The organism is Arthrobacter sp. 24S4-2 (genome assembly GCF_005280255.1).
Taxonomy (GTDB): domain Bacteria; phylum Actinomycetota; class Actinomycetes; order Actinomycetales; family Micrococcaceae; genus Arthrobacter.
Map to the genome: position 1 here is coordinate 1,712,545 of NZ_CP040018.1, position 24,193 is coordinate 1,736,737.

Below are 24,193 nucleotides of genomic sequence, written 5' to 3' on the forward strand. Positions count from 1 at the left end.
ACGGCAAGTCTCAATGAGGAGGAATGATGGGTAACGATGCCCGAACTCCGGACGCAACGGCGTCCGTGGACTTTAAGCAAGTCCAGTCGACCGAACAGTTCCAGGAACTGCGCAAACGTCACCGCAGCTTTGTCTTTCCCATGGCCGTGGCGTTCCTGCTCTGGTACTTCGCCTACGTCCTGCTGGCCGACTACGCCGTTGGCTTCATGTCCACCAAGGTCTGGGGCAACATCAACATCGGGCTCATCCTGGGCCTGCTGCAGTTCGTGTCCACCTTCGCCATCACGGGCTGGTACGTGAGCTACTCAAACCGGCGGCTTGATCCCATCGCCGCCGAGATCCGCCATGAAATCGAAGGCCACGAGTTCGACAAGGCCGGCAACCGAGTGGGCGGGACAGCAAAATGATCGGAATGGTTCCGGCGGTCAACGTCGCCGCCCTCAAGGACACCACACTGCTGAACATGGGCATTTTCGCCCTATTCGTCGCGGTCACTATGTTTATCGTGATCCGTGCCAGCCGCAACAATAAGACGGCGGCTGACTACTACGCGGCCGGGCGTTCGTTCACGGGCCCGCAGAACGGCACCGCCATCGCCGGCGACTACCTCTCGGCGGCCTCGTTCCTAGGGATCACCGGTGCCATCGCCATCAACGGGTATGACGGATTCATGTATTCCATCGGCTTCCTCGTTGCCTGGCTCGTGGCCCTGCTGCTCGTGGCCGAACTGCTCAGAAACACGGGCAAATTCACCATGGCGGATGTGCTCTCCTTCCGGCTGAAGCAGCGCCCTGTCCGGATCGCGGCAGCCATTTCCACCTTGGCCGTCTGCTTCTTCTACCTCCTGGCCCAGATGGCCGGTGCCGGCAGCCTCATCTCCCTGCTGCTGGGCATCAGCGACTGGGGCGGACAGGCCCTGGTGATCGTCGTCGTCGGCGCCCTCATGATCATGTACGTACTGATCGGCGGCATGAAGGGCACCACCTGGGTCCAGATCATCAAGGCGATGCTCCTGATCGCGGGTGCTGCAGTCATGACGTTCTGGGTCCTGGCCATATACGGCTTCAACCTCTCCGACCTGCTCGGCGGTGCGGTGGAAACCTCGGGCAACCCGAACATGCTCAACCCGGGCCTGCAGTACGGCAAGACCGAAACGTCCAAGCTGGACTTCATGTCGCTTGGCCTGGCCCTGGTGCTCGGCACCGCGGCCCTGCCGCACGTGCTCATGCGTTTCTACACGGTGCCCACGGCCAAAGAGGCCCGCAAGTCCGTGGTCTGGTCCATCTGGCTGATCGGCATCTTCTACCTGTTCACCCTGGTCCTGGGCTACGGTGCCGCTGCCCTGGTGGGCGCCGACACCATCAAGTCGGCTCCGGGCGGCGTCAACTCCGCTGCACCGCTGCTCGCCTTCCACCTTGGCGGACCGCTGCTCCTCGGCTTCATCTCGGCGGTGGCATTCGCCACCATCCTCGCCGTGGTTGCCGGCCTCACCATCACTGCTGCGGCGTCGTTTGCCCATGACATCTACGCCAACGTGATTGCGAAGGGGAAGGCCGACGCCGACACTGAAGTAAAGGTGGCACGGCGCACCGTGGTGGTCATCGGCCTCCTGGCCATTGTCGGCGGCATCTTCGCCAACGGCCAGAATGTGGCCTTCCTGGTGGCGCTCGCCTTCGCGGTCGCGGCTTCGGCGAACCTGCCCACGATCGTCTACTCGCTGTTCTGGCGCAGGTTCACCACCCAGGGCGCAGTCTGGAGCATGTACGGCGGTCTGGCGTCGGCGATCATCCTGATCGCGCTGTCACCGGTGGTTTCGGGTGCCAAGACATCGATGATCCCGGGATCCAACTTCGCGATTTTCCCACTGAGCAACCCGGGCATCGTGTCCATTCCGCTCGCGTTCTTCCTGGGCTGGCTGGGCACCGTGCTGGACAAGAAGCTGGAAGACACCACCAAGCAGGCCGAGATGGAAGTCCGCTCCCTCACGGGGGTGGGCGCCGAGAAGGCCGTGGATCACTGACCCGGCGGCGCTGACCCGACACAACGCCCACACAACAGGAGCTCCCGCCGATGGCGGGAGCTCCTGTTTGCTAGGGGAGGACCAGGTTCTTAGCCCTGTGGATCAGGCTTTGGGCCGGAGCTTGATGTTGATCATTTTCATGTCCTTGTTGCCGTCGAAGCGGTAGGCAAGGTCCACTTCCTTGCCGTCGCAGGTGATGATGCCAGCGACGTCGGCGGAGTTGTTGCCGTTTTCCGTGCTCACCTTGACGTCGTTGTAGCTCGGCTTGCACGTGTTGTTCAGTTCCAGGCTTTGCACTCCGGCGGCGAATTCCTCCTTGGACAACTTGTCCTGCAGGGCCGGGTCGAGGAAGTCGTCGTACGCCTTGTCGGTGTCTCCCGCGATGACACGTTGGGTGAAGTCGTCCGCGAGGCCCCTGGCCTTGCTGGTTGCGCCGCCGACGAGGTTGACCAGCAGCACCACTCCCACGATGGCCAGCAGCAGAACTCCGCCAGCAATGCCCAGTACGATCCACACTTTCCGGCGGCTCTTCACCGGCGGCTGTTGGCCTGGTGCGCCATACGGCCCGGGCACGCCATATTGCTCTTGCTGGCCGGGCGGCGCGTACGGCGGTACCGGCGGTTGAGGCGCTCCGTGCTGCGGCGCTCCATACTGTGGTGCTCCGTACTGCGGCGCTTCATACTGCGGGCCGGGCGGCTGCGGGACGGCCGGCTGCTGCCACTGGGGCGGCCCGCCGGCATCCGGCTGGTACGGTTCCTGAGGATTGCTCAAGATCAAGCCTTTCCGGCAGCCGCCCTGGCCACTGCCTGATGCACGGGCCGTTCACGGCCGCGATGGGTTTTACTCGAACCCAGCCTATAGCCCCGGGCCCCCGTGACTTCTTTCCTTTACCGGCACACGGCCACGCTTTACCGGCACAGCGTCACGCTGACGTAAATCCCTAACCCGCGGCAGGGCCACGCTCAAGCAGCGGCTGGATCCGGAAAGGGATCAGCTCGCCCATCGCCAGCGCGGTATCCGTCCGGTCCACTCCGTCGCAGGCCAGGATCTTGCCGTTGATGCGGAACAGGTCCTCGGCGTCCAGTGCCACCACCCGCAACAGGAGGTCTGCCGAGCCGGTCAGGCCGTAGCCTTCCAGGATTTCCGGGATGCCCGCCAGGTCCACGGCCAGCTGGCCCAGCTTCTGCTGCTGGACGTGGACCGAGATAAACGCCATCAGCGGGTATCCCAGGGCGGCAGGATTGATCCGCCGTTCAAAGGTAAGGAAGACGTGCTTCTTCTCCAGCTGGGCCATCCGGGCCTGGACCGTATTCCTGGACAACCCCAGTTTCTGCGCCAACGCCACGACTGTCCGCCTGGGGTCCTTCGCGAGTGCCGAGAGGAGTCGGGTGTCGGTGCCATCCAAAGCTTGCATAATGCGCAAGGCTAGCACGGTGGATGGTCGGCAGACAGTGCATTCTGCTCAGTATTTTCGGCAGTGGTTGTACCCATTGAGCATTGTGAGTATGGTCACAATTATCCGGGGCAACGGCGCCCGGGCGGCTGGCGTGCACGGGGATCACGAGTCCCTTGAGCGGCGGTGACACGACGTATGAAGGTTGCGTGCAACTGTGTTTACAGACGAGTTGGGCCAGGGCGGCAACGTCGCCGGCGGCCCGGACAACAGTGCAGGACATCACAGCGGGGCAGGCGAGAGCTTTGTCCAACTGATCACTCCCGGCGGTGAGCGCGTCAGTCATCCCCAGTATGACCACTGGGTCCGGGACGTCAGTGATGAGCAGCTCGGCTCCCTTTACGAGGACCTGGTGGTCATCCGGCGGATCGACACCGAAGCCACCGCCCTCCAGCGCCAGGGGGAACTCGCGCTCTGGCCGCCGCTGCTGGGCCAGGAGGCCTCCCAGATCGGTTCCGCGAGGGCGCTCCGGGATGATGACTTCGTGTTCTCCAGCTACCGCGAGAACGGCGTCGCGTACTGCCGGGGGGTGGACCTGACCGATATCGTCAAGGTGTGGCGGGGTAACGCCTCCGCGGGCTGGGATCCGTACACCATCAACATGGCAACCCCGCAGATCATCATCGGCGCCCAGACCCTGCATGCCACGGGGTATGCCATGGGCATCCAGAACGACGGAGCAGACGCCGTCGCCATTACATACTTCGGTGACGGCGCCACGAGCGAAGGCGACGTTAACGAAGCCATGGTGTTCGCCGCCAGCTTCCAGTCCCCGGTGATCTTCTTCTGCCAGAACAACCATTGGGCCATTTCCGAACCGGTCCGGCTGCAGTCCCACATCAAGATCGCCGACCGGGCGGCCGGGTTCGGCATTCCCAGCATCCGGGTGGACGGCAACGACGTCCTGGCCGTGATGGCGGCAACCCGTGAAGCCCTCGAACGGGCACGCCACGGCGGCGGCCCCACCTTCATCGAAGCCGTCACCTACCGGATGGGCCCGCACACGACGGCGGACGACCCCACCCGCTACCGGGATGCCAACGAGCTGGAGGACTGGGCGGCGAAGGACCCGATTGCCCGCGTCCGGGGCCTGCTGGAGCGCAAGGGCCTGCTCACGGAACAGCTCGAGGCGCAGGTGGCTGCCAAGGCCGACGCCGTGGCCAGGGAAATGCGGGCCGGCTGCATCAACATGCCGGATCCGAAGCCGCTGGACATCTTCAAGCACGTCTACAGCACCCCCAACTCCTGGCTGGACCGCCAGGAAGACCACTACTCCCGCTACCTGGCTTCCTTCGGCGATCCCGCAGGGGCCCACTCTGAAGAAGGTGCTCGCTGATGACGCAAATGACCTTTGCCCGGGCAATAAATTCCGGACTCCGCAAGTCCCTCGAAAACGACCCCAAAGTGATCCTGATGGGGAGGACATCGGCACCCTCGGCGGCGTCTTCCGCGTCACCGACGGTCTGCAGAAGGACTTCGGCAAGCACCGCGTTGTGGACACGCCGCTGGCCGAGTCCGCCATCATGGGCACCGCCGTCGGACTTGCCTACCGCGGTTACCGGCCGGTGGTGGAAATCCAGTTCGACGGGTTCATCTATCCCGCTTTCGACCAGATCGTCTCCCAGGTGGCCAAGCTCCACTACCGTACGCAGGGCGCCGTGAAGATGCCCATCACCGTCCGCGTTCCGTTCGGCGGCGGCATCGGATCCCCGGAACACCACTCGGAGTCTCCCGAGGCGTACTTCACCCACACCTCCGGACTGCGCGTCGTCAGCGTCTCCAACCCGCAGGACGCCTACATCATGATCCAGCAGGCCATCGCTTCAGATGACCCGGTGCTGTACTTCGAACCCAAGCGCCGTTACCACGACAAGGGCGAAGTGGACGAGTCGGTCGACCCCGCCACGGCACTGTCCATGGAGAAGGCGAGGGTAGTCACCGAGGGCAAGGACGTCACACTCGTTGCCTACGGCCCGCTGGTCAAGACGGCCAAGGACGCCGCCCTGGCTGCGGCGGACGAGGGCATTTCGGTTGAGGTCATCGACCTGCGCTCGCTGGCCCCGGTGGACTTCGCAACCCTGGAAGCCTCCGTGCGCAAAACGGGCAGGCTGGTGATCACGCACGAGGCCGGGCAATCCGGCGGTCTCGGCGCCGAGGTGGCCGCGAGCATCACGGAACGTTGCTTCTACCACCTCGAGGCGGCCCCCGTCCGGGTGACCGGCTTCGACATCCCGTACCCCTATTCGAAGCTTGAGATGCACCATTTGCCGGGTCTGGACAGGATCCTGGACGGCGTTGATCGTGCCCTGGGCCGCCCCAACTCCCTCAGCGGGCTGGAAGGATGAGCGCCGCCATGATTAAGGAATTCAGGCTCCCGGACCTCGGCGAAGGGCTGACGGAATCGGAAATCCTCAGCTGGAAAGTTGCCGTGGGCGACACCGTGGCCCTGAACCAGGTCATCGCGGAAGTGGAAACGGCCAAGGCCGTCGTCGAACTGCCGTCACCGTTCGCCGGTGTGATCACCGCCCTCCACGAACAGCCCGGAACCGTCGTGGAGGTGGGCAAACCGATCGTTTCCTTCGAGGTGGCGGGCGACGACGGCGGGCCCGGCGCCGGAGGTCCGGCACCGGCGGAGACCGCCAGGCGCGAGCCAAACCTCGTGGGGTACGGCGCCGTCGTCGAAGGTTCCGGCCGGCCTGTCCGGCGCGCCCGCACCTTCGCGGCCCCGGTAGTGGAAGCCGCCGAAAGTACGGCCCCGATCGTGGAGCCTGCCGAGACCCGCGCCGCCCTGACAACCGCTGCGGAACGGCCGCGGTCCACCCCGCCCGTGCGCAAGCTGGCCAAGGACCTCGGCGTTGAGCTCGCGGCGGTGACCGGCACGGGCGCCGGCGGGCTGATCACGCGCGATGACGTCCGCAATTTTGTGGGCGGGGGAGACCTCCCCGCGGCGGCCCAGGCACTGGCCGGGGCAGAGCCTGCCGTCAGTGCGGGAACCGGAGCACAGGCGCCGCGTGAAGTACGCACGCCCATCAAGGGAGTCCGGAAACTGACCGCGGCGGCCATGGTGTCCAGCGCCTTCACGGCACCGCACGCCACGGAATTCCTCACCGTCGACGTCACGCCCACCATGGAACTGCTGGCCCGGCTCAAGGCCAGCAGGGCTTTCGAAGGCCTCAAGCTGACGCCCCTGACGCTGGTTGCCAAGGCGCTGCTGATCGCCCTACGCCGCCAGCCGACGCTTAACACACGTTGGGACGAAGCCAACCAGGAGATCGTGCAGTTCAACTACGTGAACCTGGGAATCGCCGCGGCCACTCCCAGGGGGCTGACGGTGCCGAACATCAAGGACGCCGACCGGATGTCCCTGACGGAGTTGTCCACGGCGCTCACGTCTTTGACCGAGACTGCCCGCGCCGGGAAGACCAGCCCTGCCGAGCTTTCTGGCGGCACCATCTCCATTACGAACATCGGGGTGTTCGGCATCGATGCCGGCACACCGATCCTCAACCCCGGCGAAGCTGCGATCCTCGCCATGGGGGCGGTGCGGAATATGCCGTGGGAGTACAAGAACGAGGTGGCGCTGCGCCAGGTCATGACCCTCAGCCTGTCCTTCGACCACCGCCTGGTGGACGGCGAGCAGGGGTCCCGTTTCCTCGCGGACATCGGTGCCATCCTGGCTGACCCCGGCATGGTCCTGGCCATGGTCTAGCCAGCAGACGGCGGAAGCTGCCGGCCCACCCTTCCCGGAGCGGTGGCCGGCGGCTGCGGCCGTCGGCAATTGTGGGGCACTTTGAGGCCAATTTGCGACGGCGCCACCACAGTTTTCGGCGTGTCCGTGTCTAAGTGCCCCGGTTAGGCCGCGGGCCAGCGTCCCGAGAGGCGTCAGCTTTGATTTTTCCGCGGCAGCGTCAGCTGAGCGGTTGGGGCGTGGCGGCCACCAGCAGGGCAGCGAGGGCCATGCTTTCCAGCAGCGGCCGCGCAGACTTGGTGGCCACCCGCCGACCGTGGCTGCGGACAGAATGCGGTGTGGAGTTGATGAGGCCAAAGGCTGCGTGCGCCCGCATGCGGAGTTCGGCCGCGTCCGTCCCGCCGTGAAGCTGTTGAAGCACTTCAACCCACAGCTCCACGTAGTTGCGCTGGAGGGTGCGCACGTCGGCCTGGTCGTCGTCGGTGAGATTGCTGAAGTCGCGGTCCTGGACCCGGATGACGTCGGGGTTGCTCAGCGCGAAGTCCACGTGGAACTGGACCAGCCGGGCCAGGGCGGCAGCGGGGTCGCCGGCATCCGCCACAACACGGCGTCCGCCGTCCAGCAGTTCCTGGCTCACGCTCAGCAGGAGCGCCCCCAGCACCGCCTGCTTGCCCGCGAAATGCCGGTAGACGGCGGGTCCGCTGACACCTGCGGCGGCGCCGAGGTCCTCCAGGGAAACGCGATTGAAGCCGTTGACGGCGAAAAGTGTGGCTGCCGAGGACAGCAACGCCCGGCGCCTGCTCTCTTTTGCCTGGCTGCGCTGGGTTGCTTGGGTGGGCGGGGTTGCTTGGGTGGGCGGTATTGCCCGGATGGGCAGCTCCGCCTGGCTGTCGGGGCCGGGCTGCGTTGCCGGGCCACGCTCGATGATCGGCACATTTCCTCCTTGGAACTGCAAATCCTAGCAATGCGCGAGCGTGTTGGACATCACAGTTAATAGAGACTAACCTAAATCTCAGTTATGCGGTACTAACCGAATTGCTCAGGTCGGCCCCGTTGGGGCGTCCGGGAATGGAAGCAGTCAATGGAGACAATCGCCAGCCAGCTGGACGCGAGCAGCGCAGCCTTCACCGCAAACCGGGAGGCCCAGCTGGGGCTCGCGCGTGAGCTGCGGGAACGCCTCGCGGCCGCAGCCCTGGGCGGTCCGGAGAAGTCCCGGGAACGCCACGTTGCACGCGGCAAGCTCCTCCCGCGTGAACGCATCGACCAGCTGCTCGACGACGGCAGCCCCTTCCTGGAGATCGCCCCGCTGGCAGCCAACGGCATGTACAACGACGATTCCCCGGGGCCGGCGTCATTGCCGGGATCGGCCTGGTCCACGGCCGCCAAGTGCTGGTGATCTCCAACGACGCGACAGTCAAGGGCGGCACCTACTACCCGATGACGGTGAAGAAGCACCTGCGGGCGCAGGAAATTGCCCTGGAGAACCGGCTCCCCTGCATTTACCTCGTGGACTCGGGCGGCGCTTTCCTGCCGAAGCAGGACGAGGTGTTCCCGGACAAGGAGCATTTCGGCCGGATCTTCTTCAACCAGGCGAAGATGTCCGCGGCAAAGATCCCGCAGATCGCCTCGGTGATGGGCTCCTGCACCGCCGGCGGCGCGTACGTGCCCGCGATGAGCGACGAGACCGTGATTGTCCGCAACCAGGGCACAATCTTCCTGGGCGGTCCGCCGCTGGTGAAGGCCGCGATCGGTGAAATCGTCACGGCGGAGGAGCTCGGCGGCGGGGACGTCCATTCGAAAATCTCCGGCGTCACCGACCACCTGGCCGAAAACGATGAGCACGCCCTGCAGATCGTCCGGGACATCGTCTCCACCCTGCCGGGGCCGGCTGCCCCCGCCTGGGAGGTGGACACCGCCGTCGAGCCTGTGGCGGATCCGGAGGAGCTGTACGGCGCCGTCCCAACGGACGTCAACGCGCAGTACGACGTGCGCGAGGTCATCGCCCGGCTGGTGGACGGCAGCCGGTTCCACGAGTTCAAGAAGAACTACGGCACCACCCTGGTCACCGGCTTCGCGAAGCTTCACGGGCACCCGGTAGGCATTGTTGCCAACAACGGCGTGCTTTTCAGCGAGTCCTCGCTCAAGGGCGCGCACTTCATTGAACTGTGCGACCAGCGCGGCATTCCCCTGATCTTCCTGCAGAACATTTCCGGGTTCATGGTCGGCAAGGACTCGGAGCAGGGCGGCATTGCCAAGAACGGCGCCAAGATGGTCACCGCCGTCGCCACCGCCCGCGTGCCCAAACTGACCGTGGTGATCGGCGGATCCTTCGGTGCCGGCAACTACTCCATGTGCGGGCGGGCCTACTCACCGCGTTTCCTCTGGATGTGGCCCGCCAGCCGGATCTCCGTGATGGGAGGCAACCAGGCCTCCAGCGTGCTGGCCACCGTCAAACGCGACCAGTATGAGGCACGCGGTGAGGAATGGTCCGCCGAGGACGAGGAAGCCTTTAAAGCACCCATCAAGGCCCAGTACGAGGACCAGGGAGGCCCGTACTACTCCACCGCCCGCCTCTGGGACGACGGCGTGATCGACCCCGCGGACACCCGCACCGTCCTGGGACTGGCGCTCGACGTCGTCTCCCGCACCCCTCTGCCGGAGACCTCCTTCGGCCTTTTCCGGATGTGAGCCAGCAATGACTATTTCTTCGCCGACCACAACCTCCCAGAAGCCGCTGTTCAACACGGTGCTCGTCGCGAACCGCGGCGAGATCGCCTGCCGCGTGATCCGGACCCTGCGCGCCCTTGGTATCCGTTCGGTCGCCGTCTACAGCGACGCCGACGCCGGTGCCCGCCACGTGCGCGAAGCCGACCGTGCCGTCCGGATCGGCCCGGCGGCCGCCACCGAGAGCTACCTCAAGATCGGGGCCATCATCCAGGCGTGCCGCGAGACCGGCGCCGAGGCAGTGCACCCGGGCTACGGCTTCCTGAGCGAGAACGTCGACTTCGCCCGCGCCCTCGAAGCTGCCGGGATCACGTTCATCGGGCCCGGCGTCGAATCCCTCAACGTCATGGGCGACAAGATCCGCTCCAAGAACCACGTGACCGGTTACGGCGTGCCCGTGGTGCCGGGCGTTGCCGAGCCCGGGATGACGGATGCCCAGCTGATTGAGGCCGGCACGGGTGTCGGGTTCCCGCTGCTGATCAAGCCCTCCGCGGGCGGCGGCGGCAAGGGCATGCATATTGTAGAACGCCCCGAGGACCTGGAGGCCACCCTGGCCACCGCCCGGCGGGTCGCGGCCAGCGCCTTCGGCGACGACACCCTGTTCCTGGAACGGCTTGTCACCACGCCGCGGCACATCGAAGTCCAGGTTCTCGCCGACAACCACGGCAACGTCATCCACCTGGGGGAGCGTGAGTGCTCGCTGCAGCGCCGCCACCAGAAAGTCATCGAGGAGGCGCCCGCCCCGCTGATGGAGTCCCTGCCCGACGGCGCTGCCGTCCGCGCCCGGATCGGTGAGGCCGCCTGCAACGCCGCCCGCAGCGTCCACTACTCCGGCGCCGGCACCGTGGAGTTCCTGGTCTCGGACAACGCCCCGGACGAGTTCTTCTTCATGGAGATGAACACCCGCCTCCAGGTCGAACACCCAGTCACCGAGATGGTCACCGGAATCGACCTGGTCGAATGGCAGGTCCGGATCGCCGCCGGTGAGGTGCTCACGGTGGCCCAGGGCGACGTCGTGCTTAACGGGCACTCGGTGGAAGCGCGGGTCTACGCCGAAATCCCGGAACGCAACTTCCTGCCCTCCACCGGACGGGTTGTGTTGCTGGACGAACAGTCCGCTGACTCAGCGGGCCGCGTCCGCGTCGACTCCGCACTGCTGGAGGGTCTCCAGATCTCCTCGAGCTATGACCCGATGATTTCGAAGGTCATTGCGTGGGGGAGGATCGCACGGCGGCGTTGGACACCCTGGACGATGCGCTCGCCGGGTACACCGCGCTGGGCATCGACACCAACGTCGAATACCTGCGACTGCTGATCAACGACGCCGACGTCCGCGCCGGACGGCTCGACACGGGCCTGATCGAGCGCAGGATGCCGGAATTCACCTTCCGCCATGCGGGTGAGTTCGAGGTGGCTGCCGCTGCCGTCTACCTCGCTGCTGTGCAGGAGCATGATGCGCAGGCCGCCGGGACAAGCCCGTGGGACCTCCGCGACGGTTGGAGGCTTGGCGCTCGCGCCCCGCGGCGGATCAGCCTGGGCCTGCCCGGCGGCGGTGTCGCCACGGTAGGGGTGTCCGGCGCGGTAGGGCAGGGCACGGCGACGTTGAGCGTCGACGGCGGGCCGCAGCGCCCGGCATCACTTCGTTTCCCCAAACGCAACCACGCAGAGTTGATTCTCGGCGGCGAGGTCCGGACGTACTCGCTCGCGCCGGTGTCCATGGGAAGCGTCCGGCCGGGCCGGGACAACCCGGCGCCCACGGAGATCTTCCTCGGCAACGACGGCTGGTCCTGCCGGCTCGAGGTGCTCACGCGCGAGTCCCGGCTCGCACGCGTCCTGGCCGCCGTCCAGCGCGAGGAAGGCGCCGCGGACCCCGAGGTCCGGTCAGCCATGCCGGGCACGGTGGTGTCCGTCTCCGTCCGGGACGGCGAAACCGTCGAGGCCGGTCAGGTGCTGCTCTCGGTGGAGGCCATGAAGATGGAGCACCAGCTCGTGGCGCCGCTCGACGGCACGGTCCACATCAGCGTCGGATCCGGCGACCTCGTCAAGGCGGACCAGGTGGTTGCCACGGTCCACCCCGCTGCCACGGCCGCACCGCCGGCGGCGGCGGACGCAGTGGAGGACGCCGTCATCGCTATGGGCGCGGCAGAGTAGCCCCTCCGCCGCCGGTTCCAGACCGATTCGGACGGTCGGTCCGGATCTAACCATTCACTACCCCCAACAGACCAGTTAGTTAATAAGACAAGGAATACCCAACATGGCTGATTTTGAGCTCAGCGAGGAATACCAGGACCTCAGCAATACTGTCCGCGAATTCGCTGACGAAGTGGTGGCACCGGTATCCGCTAAGCACGACGAGGAACACAGCTTCCCGTACGAAGTCGTCTCCCAGATGGCTGACATGGGCCTCTTCGGGCTCCCCTTCCCGGAAGAGTTCGGCGGCATGGGCGGCGACTACTTCGCCCTGGCGCTGGCCCTGGAACAGCTGGGTCGGGTGGACCAGTCCGTGGCGATCACCCTCGAAGCCGGCGTCTCCCTTGGCGCCATGCCGGTCTACCGCTTCGGCACCGATGCCCAGAAAGAGGAGTGGCTGCCGTCCCTGGCGTCCGGAAAGGCGCTCGCCGGCTTCGGCCTGACCGAGCCGGAAGCCGGCTCCGATGCGGGCGGGACCAAGACTACCGCCCGGCTCGAGGTCGTCGGAGGCGAAAAGACCTGGATCATCAACGGCAACAAGGAGTTCATCACCAACTCCGGCACTGACATCACGCGCCTGGTCACCGTGACGGCCGTAACTGCCAAGCACGAGCGCAAGGACGGCAGCGTCAAGAAGGAAATCTCCACCATCCTGGTGCCCACCAACACCCCCGGATTCAAGGCGGAGAAGGCCTACAACAAGGTGGGCTGGAACGCCTCCGATACCCACCCGCTGACGCTCAAGGACGTCCACGTGCCCGAAGCGAACCTCCTGGGCGGACAGGGCCGCGGCTACGCGAACTTCCTGTCCATCCTGGATGAGGGCCGCATCGCCATCGCAGCACTGGCCACGGGAGCGGCGCAGGGCTGCGTGGACCTGTCCGTCAAATACGCCAAGGAGCGCAGCGCCTTCGGCCACAACATCGGCAAGTACCAGGCCATCGCCTTCAAGATTGCCCGGATGCAGGCCCGCGCCCACACGGCACGGCTGGCCTACTACGATGCCGCGGCGCGGATGCTGGCCGGGAAGCCGTTCAAGACGCAGGCGGCCATCGCTAAGATGGTCGCAGGTGAGGCAGCCATGGACAACGCGCGGGACGCCACCCAGGTGTTCGGCGGCTATGGTTTCATCAACGAGTTCACCGTGGCACGCCACTACCGCGACTCCAAGATCCTTGAAGTGGGGGAGGGCACCACCGAGGTCCAGCTGATGCTGATCGCCCGCGAACTCGGCCTTTAGCACCCCGTTGGGGAGCAAACCAGGGAGCGGGACCAGGAGGGATCGACGATGATTGACAAGGTTGTTGCCAGCGCTGAGGCCGCGGTTGCGGATATTCCCGACGGCGCGTCACTCGCCGTCGGGGGTTTCGGATTGTGCGGCATCCCGGTGGCCCTCATCGATGCCCTGCACCGCCGCGGAACGCGTGACCTGGAAACGGTGAGCAACAACTGCGGCGTTGACGATTGGGGCCTCGGAATCCTCCTGAAGGACGGCCGGATCCGCCGCACCATCAGCTCGTACGTGGGGGAGAACAAGGAATTCGCCCGGCAGTACCTCTCGGGCGAACTTGAGGTGGTGCTGACCCCGCAGGGCACACTCGCCGAAAAGCTGCGCGCCGGCGGCGCCGGCATCCCGGCGTTCTACACACCGGCCGGCGTGGGTACCCAGGTGTCCGACGGCGGCCTGCCGCAGAAGTACGACGCCGACGGCACCATCGCGATCGCGTCCGCGCCCAAGGAGGTCCGCACCTTCGGCGGCGCCGACTATGTGCTGGAGGAATCGCTGACCCCGGATTTCGGCCTCGTTCACGCCTGGAAAGGCGACCGGCACGGAAACCTCGTCTTCCACGCCACGGCAATGAACTTCAACCCGCTGTGCGCCATGGCCGGAAGGATCACCATCGCCGAGGTGGAGGAGCTGGTGGAGCCGGGCCAGCTGGACCCGGAGCACGTCCATGTTCCCGGCATCTTCGTCCAGCGGGTCGTGGTTGCGCCGCAAGGCGAGAAACGCATCGAAAAGCGCACCGTTGCCGTGTCCGCGGCGGTCACCCAAGCCGAAGCAGCCGAGCAGGCAGGAGCATAGCCGTGGAATCGAACAGCACGCAGGGAGCCCCTCCCCGCCCCGAAGCCGTCCGCCACGAATACCGGCGGTCCGCCGTCGGGCACCCCGGGGGCGCCAATCCGGAGGCCAAGGGCTGGACCCGCAATGAGCTGGCCGCCCGGGTGGCGCAGGAACTCCACAACGGTCAGTACGTCAACCTCGGCATCGGGATGCCGACGCTGATCCCGAACTACATTCCGGCCGGTATCGAAGTGGTGCTGCATTCGGAAAACGGCATCCTGGGCGTGGGGCCGTACCCGGCCGATGACCAGGTGGACCCGGACCTGATCAACGCGGGCAAGGAAACCGTCACCGTCAACAAAGGCGCAGCGTTCTTCGACTCGGCGGCTTCGTTCGGCATGATCCGCGGCGGCCACGTGGACGTGGCCGTGCTCGGCGCCATGGAAGTGGCGCAGAACGGCGACCTGGCCAACTGGATGATCCCGGGCAAGATGGTCAAAGGCATGGGCGGGGCGATGGACCTGGTCTTCGGTGCCAAAAAAGTCATCGTGATGATGGAGCACGTGGACCGCAACGGCAAGCCCAAGATCGTGGAGCGGTGCACGCTGCCGCTCACCGGCAAGGGTTGCGTGGACCGGATCATCACGGACCTAGCCGTGATCGACGTCGTCACCGAAGGAAGCTCCGCCAGGCTGGTACTGCGCGAACTGGCCCCAACGTGACGGCCGAGGACGTCGCCGCGGCCACCGGCGCCGAGCTGTTCGAGGAAGACCAGGAGCTCACCGTATGACGGCCGGCCACGCGGCACAGAGTGCCACCGCGGACCCGACGCCGCCGCGGATCATCGAGCAGCGCGGCCTGTATTTCGATGAACTGGAAGAGGGCGTGCTCTACGCGCACCGGCCAGGCAGGACGGTCACCGAGACGGACAACGTCATCTTCACCACCATGACCATGAACACACAGGCACTGCACCTGGATGCTGCCTGGAGCGCCGGGCAGCCCTTCGGCCAGCGGCTGATGAACTCGATGTTCACCCTGGCCACCGTGGTGGGTCAATCCGTAACGCAGCTGACCCAGGGGACCATCATTGCGCAGCTGGGCCTGACCGACGTGTCCTTTCCGCATCCGATGTACCACGGCGACACGCTGTACACGGAGACGGTCATCACCGGTAAGCGGCTGTCCGCATCACGGCCGGGCCAGGGAATCGTGACCATGCAGCACACGGGCCGGAACCAGGACGGCGCGGTGGTGGCGCTGGCCACGCGCAGTTGCCTGATGTGGACGCGGGAAGCGCACGCCGCGGCGCAGAAGGAAACAGCGCAGAAGGAAACAGCGCAGAAGGAAACCGAGCAGAAAGAATCCGCGGAAAAGAGGACAATCTAAGCATGAGTTTCCTGATGGGTCCCGCCCTGCTTTTTTGCCCTGCCGACCGCCCCGAGCGTTACCAGAAAGCCGCCGGGCGTTCCGACGGCGTGATCGTGGACCTGGAGGACGCCGTGGCCCCGGCTGACAAGCAGCGCGCCCGCGGCGCCATCCTGGCCCAGCTTGGCGCCACCGGCGATGTTCCGGAGCTGGATCCCAGCCGCACCATCATCAGGATCAATCCCGCCGGCACGGACGAGTTCGAGAAGGACCTGCACTGCCTCAAGCACACCCCGTACCGCCACGTCATGCTCGCCAAGGCCGAAAATGCCGGCCAGCTCAAGGCGCTTGAGGGGTACAGCGTGATTGCGCTGTGTGAGACGGCCGCGGGGATCGTCAATGCCGCCGCCATCGCCGCCGAGCCCAACGTGGTGGGGCTGATGTGGGGAGCCGAGGACCTGCTCGCCTCCCTGGGCGGGACGTCCAGCAGGAACGACGACGGCGGCTACCGTGCTGTTGCCCTGCACGCACGCTCCACGGTGCTGCTGGCGGCCGGCGCCTTCGGCAAGGAAGCCATCGACTCCGTGTACGTCAATATTCCGGACCTCGAAGGGTTGGCTGCGGAGTCCCGTGACGCGGTGGCTTCCGGGTTCGGGTCCAAGGCCTGCATCCATCCCAGCCAGGTTGCCGTGGTTCGTGACGCATATGCCCCGGCCGAGTCGGACGTCGCGGCCGCAGCCGCGCTGCTGGAGGCAGCAGCGGCTGCTGGCAGCGGAGTGTTCCAGTTCGACGGAAAGATGATCGACGGCCCCATCCTGAAGCACGCGGAATCAACCTTGCGGCGGGCCGGCCGCTAGAAACGTTGCAGGACATGCCAGAGGCCGGGAGTCGAACGACTCCCGGCCTCTGGCATTTCCGGCTGGATTGCCGGCCTGGGCTACTGCCCGGCTTTGACGGCGAGGACGGGGCAGTCGGCCTCGAGGAGGATCTGCTGGGCCGTGCTGCCCATGATCAGTTTCCCCACCGGAGTGCGTCTCCGCAGGCCGATGACAATCAGGTCCGCACGGTGCTGTTCGGCTGCCTGCAGGACCTCGTTGGCTGCATCGTTGCCACGGACCGGCTGCTGGATCAGGTGCTCGATCCCTTCGCTCCGGAGACGTTCCTCGATTGTGGCGATGTCATCGCCGGCGGCGTAGCGCTTGTCCACAACGGCGTCGCCACGGGAAGAATTGATCACCACCAGCAGCTTCCCGTTTTTCCGCGCTTCGTCAATAGCGGTGGCCAGGGCTGCCGCCCCTTCCGGGGTGGGTACGTATCCGACGATGATGCTCATGGGCTCTCCTGCCGTCGTTGTGTGCGGGGAGCCTGCCGGCCGCTTTCGGCCAGGTGGTTGTCCGGGGGTGTGTCCGTCGCTTCGGTGTGTGTCGGGTGGATGCCGGCAATCACCGGCACCGTCTGCGGGCGGGCCTTGCGCCAGAGCCGCATCAGCAACGGCCAGAGGAGGATGACCCCCACAATGACGTAGATTCCGACGGCGATCGGCTCGCTCAAGAGGCCGGAAGGGTCGCCGGCGCTCAGCTTCAGGGTCTTGCGGAGCTGACCTTCAATCCGCGGCCCGAGGATCACGCCGAGAATGAGCGGCAGTACGGGGAGTCCGAAGCGCCGCATCATGAACCCGAGCGCACCCAGCACCAGCAGGATCACCAGGTCGAACGCCTGCAGGTTCACCGAGTAGGCGCCCAGCGTGGCGAAGAACAGGATCCCCGCGTACAGGTACGGCCGCGGGAGCTGAAGGAGCTTTGCCCACAGCGGCGCGAGCGGAAGGTTGATGATGAGGAGCAGGAAATTGCCGATGAAGAGGCTGGCGATCAGGGCCCAGACCAGCGGCCCCTGGCTCTCGAACAGCTGCGGGCCGGGCTGGATGCCGTACGAGGTGAAAGCCGCCAGCATCACGGCTGCCGTGGCGTTGGTGGGCAGTCCCAGGGCAAGCATGGGGGTCAGGGTTCCTGCGGCCGCCGCGTTGTTGGCGGCTTCGGGTCCGGCCACGCCTTCGATTGCGCCCTTGCCGAACTCTTCGGGGTGCTTACTGAGGCGCTTCTCCGTGACGTAGGAGAGGAACGTGGGGATCTCCGCACCGCCCGCAGGAAGTGCTCCGAACGGAAACCCGAACGCGGTTCCGCGTAACCAGGGCTTCCAGGAACGCTTCCAGTCCTCTTTGCCCATCCACGGCTGGCCTACCGGGATGATGTTCAACGGCGTGCGGCGCAGGTGCGCGGCCACCCAGAGCGCCTCGCCGACGGCGAAGATGGCTACAGCCACCACCACGATGTCCAGTCCGTCAGCCAGCAGGGGCTGGCCGAACGTGAGGCGTGCCTGCCCGGTGACGGAGTCCAAGCCCACCAGGCCGATTGCCAGTCCCAGGCCCAGCGAGGCGAAGCCCCGGAGGCGGGATGATCCCAGGACGGCTGTGACCGCCAGGAGCGCAAGCACCATGATGGCAAAGTAGCTCGGTGAACCCAGGCTGACGGCGAATTTCACCACGACGGGTGCGCAGACGGCCAGCAGCGTGGTGCCGATGGTGCCGGCCACAAACGAGCCGATGGCCGCCGTCGCCAGTGCTTGGGCGGCCCTGCCGGCTTTCGCCATCTTGTTGCCTTCGATGGCGGTGACCACCGACGACGATTCCCCGGGAGTGTTGAGCAGGATGGATGTCGTGGAGCCGCCATACATGCCGCCGTAGTAGATGCCGGCGAACATGATGAAGGCGCTGGTGGGTTCCAAGGCGTAGGTGACCGGGAGCAGCAAGGCAATGGACATGGCCGGCCCGATCCCCGGGAGCACGCCGACGGCGGTACCCAGGACCACGCCGATCACGGCGTAGAGGAAATTCATGGGGGTCAGGGCGGTGGCAAACCCGTCCATGAGGGAGGAAAAGACATCCATCAGAGAATCCCTTCCAGGAGCCCGGCGGGCAGCGCAATGCCGAGGCCAAGGTAGAAGCCATAGAACGTGAGCAGGGACATGGCAAGGGAAACCAGCCCGTCGCGGACGTAGTGCCGGCTTCCCAGGGACCACACGCTGCCCCAGAACAGGATGGTTCCCGAGACCACCCATCCTGCCCAGTCGATCAGGAGGATGTTGGCGATGAAGGCGCCGGCCAGGGGCAGGACGGTCTTCCAGTCGGCGGGGTGCGCCAGGTCAACGTCCTCGCCGCCCTCGGCCTCGCCGTGGCCGCCCCGCAGGACGTTGACAGCCAGCAGCACGGCACAGGCGAGCAGCAGTCCGCCCACGATGTACGGAAGGGTCTTCGGCCCTACAGGATCAGACTGGGAGTAGGGAACGACGATGCGCGCCGCGTCCCAGATGACCAGGGCCCCGGCCGCCCCGAGCAGGAGGGCTACCCCCAGCTCGGAGCGGCCTTTGAGCCGTGAGGTCAAAGTGGTTGCGGAGCTCACGCCAGGCCAAGCTTCGTGAGGACGTCCGCCACCCGCTTGTCCTGCTCGGTCAGGAAGGTCTTGAAGCCGTCGCCGGTGATGAACGCGTCGGTCCAGCTGTTGGTCTTCAGGGCTTCCTTCCAGGCGTCGGTGCCGTGCATCTTTTCGAGGGCGCCGATCAGCTTGGCCTTGTCGGCGTCGCTGATGCCGGGAGGGGCCACCACGCCGCGCCAGTTGCTGAACACCAGGTCGATCCCGGATTCCTTCAGCGTCGGTGCGTCCACGCCGTCGAGGCGCTTCTCGCCGCTGGTGGCCAGGACACGGACCTCGCCGGATTCAATCTGCTTGAGGTATTCGCCGGCGCCGGAGGCTGCAAAGCCGAGCTTGTTGCCGAGGATGGCCGGGAGGAGGTCACCGCCGCCGTCGTAGGCAACGTAGTTGACCTTGGTGGCGTCGATGCCAACGGCCCCGGCAAGCTGCATGGGCAGCAGGTGATCAGGGCCGCCAGGCGAGGAACCGCCGCCCACGGCGATGGACGCGGGATCAGCCTTCCAGGCCTTGACCAGGTCATCGATGGTCTTGTAGGGCGAAGCTTTGTTGACCATGATGGCGCCGGGCTCTTCGATGAGCTTGGCCAGTGGGGTGGTGTCCGTCAGCTTGGACTGGGACTTGTTGGTGTAGCTCGCGCCCACCACGCCAAGGCCCATCAGCATGGCGAGGTCGCCGTTGCCTTTTTCGTTGACTATGCGGGCCAGGCCGACGGTTCCGCCTGCGCCGGCGAGGTTGAACACCTCGGTGTTGGTGGCAATCTTCTCGTCGTCGAGAACCTTCGCGGCTACACGGGCTGTGGTGTCGTAGCCGCCGCCTGCAGTGTTGGGGACCAAGATCTGGAGCCCCGTCAGCGGACCGGCGGCTGCGCCGGAGCTGGCGGCGGGGGAGCTCTTGCCGGTAGCTCCGCAGCCGGTGGCCATCAGGGCGATGCCGGCGGCGACGGCGGCAATTCGCAATGCGCGGATCTGGCGCATGGTGTTCCTCTTCTCAATAAGACTGCTAAGCAAAACTGACTGGTGCTTTGATGCTAGGGGCACAAGTGACGGACATCACTCTTGTGTACGCAGAGAAAGTTAAGTTCATTTCGTTCACGTTTCCGGCCCTCAACCAAGCCGGACCGGCACCCGAATCGGCGCCGGAATTGAACCGCCGCCGTGGGGTATAGTTCACCCCACCGCCGCGGATTTGCATCCCCACGGACGCTCCCGCCTCCGGTCTAAGGAATCCGGCTGAACCATCACCCAGGAAATAGGAAAGACGGCACGTGACTCGACGAAGAGGAATGTCCCTCGCCGGGCAATACCTGTTGCTGCAGCTGCTGATCGTCCTGGCCGTCCTGGTGGCCGTTGTCGCCATCTCCCTGGCCCAGTCTGCCGCGGCCTTTGAACGGACCGAGGGCCGCCGCGCACTGTCGGCCGCGGAAGCCCTTGGCAACAACCCCACGGTCCGGACCCTGCTGCCATCAGCCGAGCCGCGCAGCGGTTCTGCCCTGCCGGCCGTCGCGGAGTCGGTCCGCACGGTTTCGGGGTCCGCGCAGGTTGCCCTGGCCCGGCTTGACCGCACGGTGGTGGCTTCCTCGGACCCTGGGCTGCTGGGCCGGCCGCTGGAACTTGGCGGGAGCCGGGTGATGGAGGGACGGGCCTGGACCGGCGTGGTGGATGCGGCTGCAACTCCGATACTCTCCGCCCACGTTCCCGTCCTTGATGACTCGGGCAAAATGATCGGCATCGCCTCGATCAGCAGGAACTATCCGTCCACGTGGGAGCGGCTGGGGGACGCCGTGCCGAACCTGCTCACCTACCTTGGGGTGGCCAGCGTCCTGGGCGTGGCCGGTTCCCTGCTCCTGGCACGCAGGGTGAAGCGGCAGACCCTCGGCATGGAGCCCAGCGAAATCACCGGCCTGGTGGAGAACCGCGAGGCGATGCTGCACGGCCTCAAGGAAGGGGTGGTGGCGCTGGACCTCCACGGACGGATGACGGTGGCCAACGACAGTGCCCGTGCGCTGCTGGGCCTGCCCGCCGACTGCGTGGGTAAAGACCTGGCCGGCCTGCCCGTTGAACCGGCGCTGAAGGAAGTCCTGACCGGTGAGCAGCCGGACCAGGACCAGATGGTGCTTGTGGGGGAGCGGCTCGTCGTCCTGAACCGGGTGCCCATCCGTTCCAAGGGCCGCGTGATCGGTTCCGTCGCCACGCTGCGCGACCGGACCGAGCTTTCGTCCCTGGAACGCGAACTGGGCGCAACGCGCACAGCGACGGACACGCTCCGGGCGCAGGCCCATGAATTCGCGAACCAGCTGCACGTCATTTCGGGGCTGATCCAGATCGGTGAATACGATTCCGTGGTGCAGTTCGTCAATGGTGCAACGCTGGACCGGACGCGCCTCAACGACGAAGTCACCGGCCGCATCCAGGACCCGGCGCTCGCAGCCCTGCTGATCGCCAAGTCCAGCCTCGCCGCGGAGCGGGGGGTGCCGCTGCAGCTGGACTCCGATTCGGCGTTGTCCCCGGTGGCGGACGAACTCTCCCGCGACCTGACGACGGTGGTGGGAAACCTCGTGGACAACGCGCTCGACGCCGTCACGGGAGCCGCGGAGGCGTCCGTCCGGGTCCTCGTCCAGGACAGTCCCGAGGAAGTGGTCGTCACCGTCCGGGACACCGGCCCGGGCATTGACGGCGCGGCTGCCGAGGAGATCTTCAAACAGGGATTCAGCACCAAACAGCCCGGCCCGGCTGGTGCCAGGGGCTTCGGCCTGGCGCTGTCGCGGGTCGTCTGCCGGCGCAGCGGCGGCGAGCTGGAGGTGGCCAACGACGGCGGGGCCGTCTTTACCGCGCGGTTTAAGCGTCCGCGGCTGAAACGGACGCCGCCAACGCCGACACCGCCGCCGGGAAAGGTGGTACAGCCATGATCAAAGTCCTCATTGTCGACGACGACTTCATGGTGGCCAAAGTGCATGCGGGGTTCATCCAGCGGACGCCGGGGTTCGCCGTCGTCGGGGTTGCCCATACCGGGGCGCAGGCCATGGCCGAAACCGCCCGCCTGCAACCTGACCTGGTGCTCCTGGACATCCACCTGCCGGACATCAACGGCCTGGACCTCATGACCAGGTTGCGGGAAACGGCGCCGGAGCTGGACGTATTGGTGATCAGTGCGGCCCGCGAAGTGGAGACCGTCCGGCGGGCTCTTCGCGGCGGCATTGTCCATTACCTGATCAAGCCGTTTTCACAGTCGGACCTGCAGGAACGGCTGGAGCATTACCGCAGCGCGTACCAGGGCCTGGACCTCTCGAAGGATGTTGCCGAGCAGTCGGACGTCAACCGGGTGTTCGGGCTGGAACGCGCCGAGCGCGAGCGCAGCGAACCCCACCTCCCCAAGGGCTGCAGCGCGGAAACCCTCCGGCTGGTGGTCGACGTGCTCCAAACCGCCGACACTGACCTGGCGGCCGCAGAAGTCGCCGACCTGCTGGGCATGTCCAGGGTCAGCGCGCGCCGGTACCTCGAATACCTCCACGACGAGTCGAGGGTGGATGTCAGGCTCAAGTACGGTGCCGGCCGGCCCGAACGCCGTTACGCGCTGAAGCCCGCGTAGCATCGGCGACCGGAAGTGCCCGTCAGCGACCCGGCGGGAGCGAGAGCGGCGGGATGGCCTCATACAAGCGGGTCCGGATCCAGCGCTGGCCGGACTCCCGGAACTCCGCCCGGCTCGCGAAGCGGTACAGGTAGCTGTGGACGCGCACCCACCGGGGACGGGCGCCGTCGAACGGGTCCAAGCGAAGTAGCCGGAGCACAGCCGCGTCCCCTTCCAGGAGCTTGGCCAGGAACGCGTAAAACCATTCCTCGTGCACGGTGCGCAGGGGCAGGAACCACATGAGCCAGTCAAGGCGCAGGTGGTACGGAGCCCACTGCCGCGGGAGCCGGCGGACATCCCCCGGCTTCCCGCGGAAACCGTACTCCCGCCAGTCGGACCCGTCGTCGGGCTCGGCGTCTAGGGTCCCTTCCACCACGATCTCAATCCGCAGCTTGGTCACCGTGCCGAATGCCCCGTATGTGTTCACCAGCTGCCAGCGGTTGAAGCTGGCATTCATGAGCTGCCGGTGCTGGATGAGGTTCCGGGCCGGCCAGTAGCTCAGCACCAGGAGGAGCAACGTCACGGCCAGGACGATGGCGAGCCACCACACCGGGGCCCGCCAGCCTTCGGCGCCGGAACCGGTCCCGTGCCAGTCCAGCGGGATGACGGGCAGCACGGCATGAGCCACCGGATCGCTGACGGCCGCGAAAGCCAGGATGATGGCCATCCAGTTCAACCAGGCAAAATTCCCGGTTGCCACGAGCCACAGCTGGGTGAAGATGACGACGCCCGCCGCGACACTGGCCAATGGCTGCGGGGCGAACAGGAAGAACGGGACCACCAGTTGCGCGAAGTGGTTGCCCAGGACCTCCATCCGGTGCAGCGGCTTGGGAAGAAGGTGCGCCTGGCGGCTCAGCGGGCCAGGCATCGGCTGGGTCTCATGGTGGTAGTACAGCGCAGTCAGGTCCCGCCACTCGCTGCCTCCGCGGATCTTGATCATCCCGGCCCCGAACTCCAGCCGGAACAGCAGCCATGCCAGCAGGATGAGGATCGCCCGGGGCGGGGGAACCTGGTCCGAGCCAAGGAACGCCACAGTGAAGCCCGCCTCCAGCAGCAGCATCTCCCAGCCGAAGCCGTAGAACGTCTGGCCAACGTTGACGATCGACATGTACAGCAGCCACAGGGCAAGGAAGGCGATCATCGGAAGCCACGCCGGACCCAGCTGGGGAAGTCCCGCCACGAGCATGGCCGCGATGGCCATGCCGCACCAGCAGACCCACTGCAGCAAGCGGTCCGAGTAGCGCCACAGGAACAGGCTGGGCCGGCGCCGGCGCCTGAAGCTGTCCAGGTAGTCGGGGACGGGAAGCAGGCCGCGCTCGCCGAGGAGGGCAGGAAACTGGTTGCGGCAGGAGAGGAAGGCCACGAAGAAGATCGTCGCAACGCCGCGCTGCAGCACCTGCCGGGCGAACTCGTACTCCGGCGCGTCGAACCAGGCGGCCCACTCCACGTTGTTCACGTTACGCCTGCCGCGCACGGCGTCAATGGACTGCGGGCCGGACTTTTCCGCCACGGCGCCGAACCCTCCCGCTGCGGCGCCGGTCCCTTCCGCTGCGGCGCTGAACCCTCCCGCTGCGGCGCT

General features: G+C 66.3%; 18 protein-coding genes and 4 pseudogenes. 14 read left to right on the forward strand and 8 right to left on the reverse strand.

The features are described 5' to 3' along the window. Window positions 1-26: 26 nt before the first annotated feature. On the forward strand, window positions 27-407 hold the full coding sequence (locus tag FCN77_RS07830; protein ID WP_137324689.1) for a DUF485 domain-containing protein: 381 nt from the start codon (window positions 27-29) through the stop codon (window positions 405-407). Continuing rightward, complete coding sequence (locus tag FCN77_RS07835; protein ID WP_137321820.1) at window positions 404-2,020, forward strand: cation acetate symporter; 1,617 nt, start codon at window positions 404-406, stop codon at window positions 2,018-2,020. The genes FCN77_RS07830 and FCN77_RS07835 overlap by 4 nt, the downstream gene beginning before the upstream one ends. Before the next feature lie 102 nt (window positions 2,021-2,122). Here FCN77_RS07835 and FCN77_RS26710 read toward each other — a convergent pair whose 3' ends face one another. Next, complete coding sequence (locus FCN77_RS26710; RefSeq protein ID WP_254678898.1) at window positions 2,123-2,791, reverse strand: hypothetical protein; 669 nt, start codon at window positions 2,789-2,791, stop codon at window positions 2,123-2,125. 169 nt (window positions 2,792-2,960) lie between these two features. Then, window positions 2,961-3,434 carry an Lrp/AsnC family transcriptional regulator gene (locus FCN77_RS07845; RefSeq protein WP_137321821.1) on the reverse strand — a complete coding sequence of 158 codons (474 nt, stop codon included), beginning with the start codon at window positions 3,432-3,434 and terminating at the stop codon, window positions 2,961-2,963. Between the two features lie 196 nt (window positions 3,435-3,630). On the opposite strand from FCN77_RS07845, the gene pdhA reads away from it, so the two are divergent. The 3 genes and pseudogenes from pdhA to FCN77_RS07860 all read left to right on the forward strand — a co-directional run bounded on the left by pdhA (window position 3,631) and on the right by FCN77_RS07860 (window position 7,182). After that, complete coding sequence (gene pdhA, locus FCN77_RS07850; protein WP_137321822.1) at window positions 3,631-4,809, forward strand: pyruvate dehydrogenase (acetyl-transferring) E1 component subunit alpha; 1,179 nt, start codon at window positions 3,631-3,633, stop codon at window positions 4,807-4,809. Beyond that, window positions 4,809-5,818: pseudogene (locus tag FCN77_RS07855) on the forward strand (alpha-ketoacid dehydrogenase subunit beta). Before pdhA ends, FCN77_RS07855 begins: the two are co-directional and overlap by 1 nt. Further along, window positions 5,815-7,182 carry a dihydrolipoamide acetyltransferase family protein gene (locus FCN77_RS07860; protein WP_137321823.1) on the forward strand — a complete coding sequence of 456 codons (1,368 nt, stop codon included), beginning with the start codon at window positions 5,815-5,817 and terminating at the stop codon, window positions 7,180-7,182. Before FCN77_RS07855 ends, FCN77_RS07860 begins: the two are co-directional and overlap by 4 nt. 199 nt (window positions 7,183-7,381) lie before the next feature. Here the strand turns inward: FCN77_RS07860 and FCN77_RS07865 are convergent, their stop codons facing one another. Then, a complete protein-coding gene (locus FCN77_RS07865; RefSeq protein ID WP_137324691.1) occupies window positions 7,382-8,032 on the reverse strand; it encodes a TetR/AcrR family transcriptional regulator in 651 nt (216 codons plus the stop codon). A 210-nt stretch (window positions 8,033-8,242) separates the two neighbouring features. On the opposite strand from FCN77_RS07865, the pseudogene FCN77_RS07870 reads away from it, so the two are divergent. The 7 genes and pseudogenes from FCN77_RS07870 to FCN77_RS07900 all read left to right on the forward strand — a co-directional run bounded on the left by FCN77_RS07870 (window position 8,243) and on the right by FCN77_RS07900 (window position 16,362). After that, window positions 8,243-9,849 (forward strand): annotated as a pseudogene (locus FCN77_RS07870) (carboxyl transferase domain-containing protein). 7 nt (window positions 9,850-9,856) lie between these two features. After that, a pseudogene (locus FCN77_RS07875) lies at window positions 9,857-12,036 on the forward strand (biotin carboxylase N-terminal domain-containing protein). Between the two features lie 103 nt (window positions 12,037-12,139). Next, window positions 12,140-13,315: an acyl-CoA dehydrogenase family protein gene (locus FCN77_RS07880; RefSeq protein ID WP_137321824.1), complete on the forward strand. Its 1,176-nt coding sequence runs from the start codon at window positions 12,140-12,142 to the stop codon at window positions 13,313-13,315. Window positions 13,316-13,363: 48 nt separating this feature from the next. Next, complete coding sequence (locus tag FCN77_RS07885) at window positions 13,364-14,158, forward strand: CoA transferase subunit A (RefSeq protein WP_137321825.1); 795 nt, start codon at window positions 13,364-13,366, stop codon at window positions 14,156-14,158. Between the two features lie 2 nt (window positions 14,159-14,160). After that, window positions 14,161-14,927 (forward strand): annotated as a pseudogene (locus tag FCN77_RS07890) (CoA transferase subunit B). Continuing rightward, window positions 14,924-15,526, forward strand: a complete 603-nt coding sequence (locus FCN77_RS07895; RefSeq protein ID WP_137321826.1) for a MaoC family dehydratase — start codon at window positions 14,924-14,926, stop codon at window positions 15,524-15,526. The pseudogene FCN77_RS07890 and the gene FCN77_RS07895 overlap by 4 nt, the downstream one beginning before the upstream one ends. Before the next feature lie 2 nt (window positions 15,527-15,528). Then, complete coding sequence (locus FCN77_RS07900) at window positions 15,529-16,362, forward strand: CoA ester lyase (RefSeq protein ID WP_137321827.1); 834 nt, start codon at window positions 15,529-15,531, stop codon at window positions 16,360-16,362. Between the two features lie 80 nt (window positions 16,363-16,442). Here FCN77_RS07900 and FCN77_RS07905 read toward each other — a convergent pair whose 3' ends face one another. Genes FCN77_RS07905 through FCN77_RS07920 form a run of 4 tightly spaced genes read right to left on the reverse strand, consistent with a single transcriptional unit; the run spans window position 16,443 to window position 19,964 of the window. Then, entirely contained in the window at window positions 16,443-16,838 is a 396-nt protein-coding gene (locus FCN77_RS07905; RefSeq protein ID WP_137321828.1) for a universal stress protein, read from the reverse strand. Continuing rightward, window positions 16,835-18,448, reverse strand: a complete 1,614-nt coding sequence (locus FCN77_RS07910) for a tripartite tricarboxylate transporter permease (RefSeq protein ID WP_254678899.1) — start codon at window positions 18,446-18,448, stop codon at window positions 16,835-16,837. The genes FCN77_RS07905 and FCN77_RS07910 overlap by 4 nt, the downstream gene beginning before the upstream one ends. Beyond that, window positions 18,448-18,960, reverse strand: coding sequence for a tripartite tricarboxylate transporter TctB family protein (locus FCN77_RS07915; protein WP_137321829.1), 513 nt, complete (start codon window positions 18,958-18,960; stop codon window positions 18,448-18,450). Before FCN77_RS07915 ends, FCN77_RS07910 begins: the two co-directional genes overlap by 1 nt. Next, window positions 18,957-19,964, reverse strand: a complete 1,008-nt coding sequence (locus tag FCN77_RS07920) for a tripartite tricarboxylate transporter substrate binding protein (RefSeq protein ID WP_137321830.1) — start codon at window positions 19,962-19,964, stop codon at window positions 18,957-18,959. Before FCN77_RS07920 ends, FCN77_RS07915 begins: the two co-directional genes overlap by 4 nt. Window positions 19,965-20,272: 308 nt before the next feature. Between FCN77_RS07920 and FCN77_RS07925 the strand changes: the two genes are divergently transcribed. Next, the gene (locus FCN77_RS07925) at window positions 20,273-21,895 is read left to right on the forward strand and encodes a sensor histidine kinase (protein WP_137324692.1); all 1,623 of its coding nucleotides are present in this window, start codon (window positions 20,273-20,275) and stop codon (window positions 21,893-21,895) included. Beyond that, the gene (locus FCN77_RS07930) at window positions 21,892-22,575 is read left to right on the forward strand and encodes a response regulator (RefSeq protein ID WP_137321831.1); all 684 of its coding nucleotides are present in this window, start codon (window positions 21,892-21,894) and stop codon (window positions 22,573-22,575) included. The genes FCN77_RS07925 and FCN77_RS07930 overlap by 4 nt, the downstream gene beginning before the upstream one ends. A gap of 22 nt (window positions 22,576-22,597) precedes the next feature. On the opposite strand, the gene FCN77_RS07935 is transcribed toward FCN77_RS07930, so the two are convergent. Then, on the reverse strand, window positions 22,598-24,061 hold the full coding sequence (locus FCN77_RS07935; RefSeq protein WP_137324693.1) for a lipase maturation factor family protein: 1,464 nt from the start codon (window positions 24,059-24,061) through the stop codon (window positions 22,598-22,600). Between the last annotated feature and the right edge of the window lie 132 nt (window positions 24,062-24,193).

Excerpts from the sequence above, each read along its gene's own strand:
- FCN77_RS07830 (WP_137324689.1), top strand. The coding sequence starts at position 27 with ATGGGTAACGATGCCCGAACTCCGGACGCAACGGCGTCCGTGGACTTT.
- FCN77_RS07835 (WP_137321820.1), top strand. The coding sequence starts at position 404 with ATGATCGGAATGGTTCCGGCGGTCAACGTCGCCGCCCTCAAGGACACC.
- FCN77_RS07845 (WP_137321821.1), bottom strand. The coding sequence starts at position 3,434 with ATGCAAGCTTTGGATGGCACCGACACCCGACTCCTCTCGGCACTCGCG.
- FCN77_RS07860 (WP_137321823.1), top strand. The coding sequence starts at position 5,815 with ATGAGCGCCGCCATGATTAAGGAATTCAGGCTCCCGGACCTCGGCGAA.
- FCN77_RS07880 (WP_137321824.1), top strand. The coding sequence starts at position 12,140 with ATGGCTGATTTTGAGCTCAGCGAGGAATACCAGGACCTCAGCAATACT.
- FCN77_RS07885 (WP_137321825.1), top strand. The coding sequence starts at position 13,364 with ATGATTGACAAGGTTGTTGCCAGCGCTGAGGCCGCGGTTGCGGATATT.
- FCN77_RS07895 (WP_137321826.1), top strand. The coding sequence starts at position 14,924 with ATGACGGCCGGCCACGCGGCACAGAGTGCCACCGCGGACCCGACGCCG.
- FCN77_RS07900 (WP_137321827.1), top strand. The coding sequence starts at position 15,529 with ATGAGTTTCCTGATGGGTCCCGCCCTGCTTTTTTGCCCTGCCGACCGC.
- FCN77_RS07905 (WP_137321828.1), bottom strand. The coding sequence starts at position 16,838 with ATGAGCATCATCGTCGGATACGTACCCACCCCGGAAGGGGCGGCAGCC.
- FCN77_RS07910 (WP_254678899.1), bottom strand. The coding sequence starts at position 18,448 with ATGGATGTCTTTTCCTCCCTCATGGACGGGTTTGCCACCGCCCTGACC.
- FCN77_RS07920 (WP_137321830.1), bottom strand. The coding sequence starts at position 19,964 with ATGCGCCAGATCCGCGCATTGCGAATTGCCGCCGTCGCCGCCGGCATC.
- FCN77_RS07925 (WP_137324692.1), top strand. The coding sequence starts at position 20,273 with ATGTCCCTCGCCGGGCAATACCTGTTGCTGCAGCTGCTGATCGTCCTG.
- FCN77_RS07930 (WP_137321831.1), top strand. The coding sequence starts at position 21,892 with ATGATCAAAGTCCTCATTGTCGACGACGACTTCATGGTGGCCAAAGTG.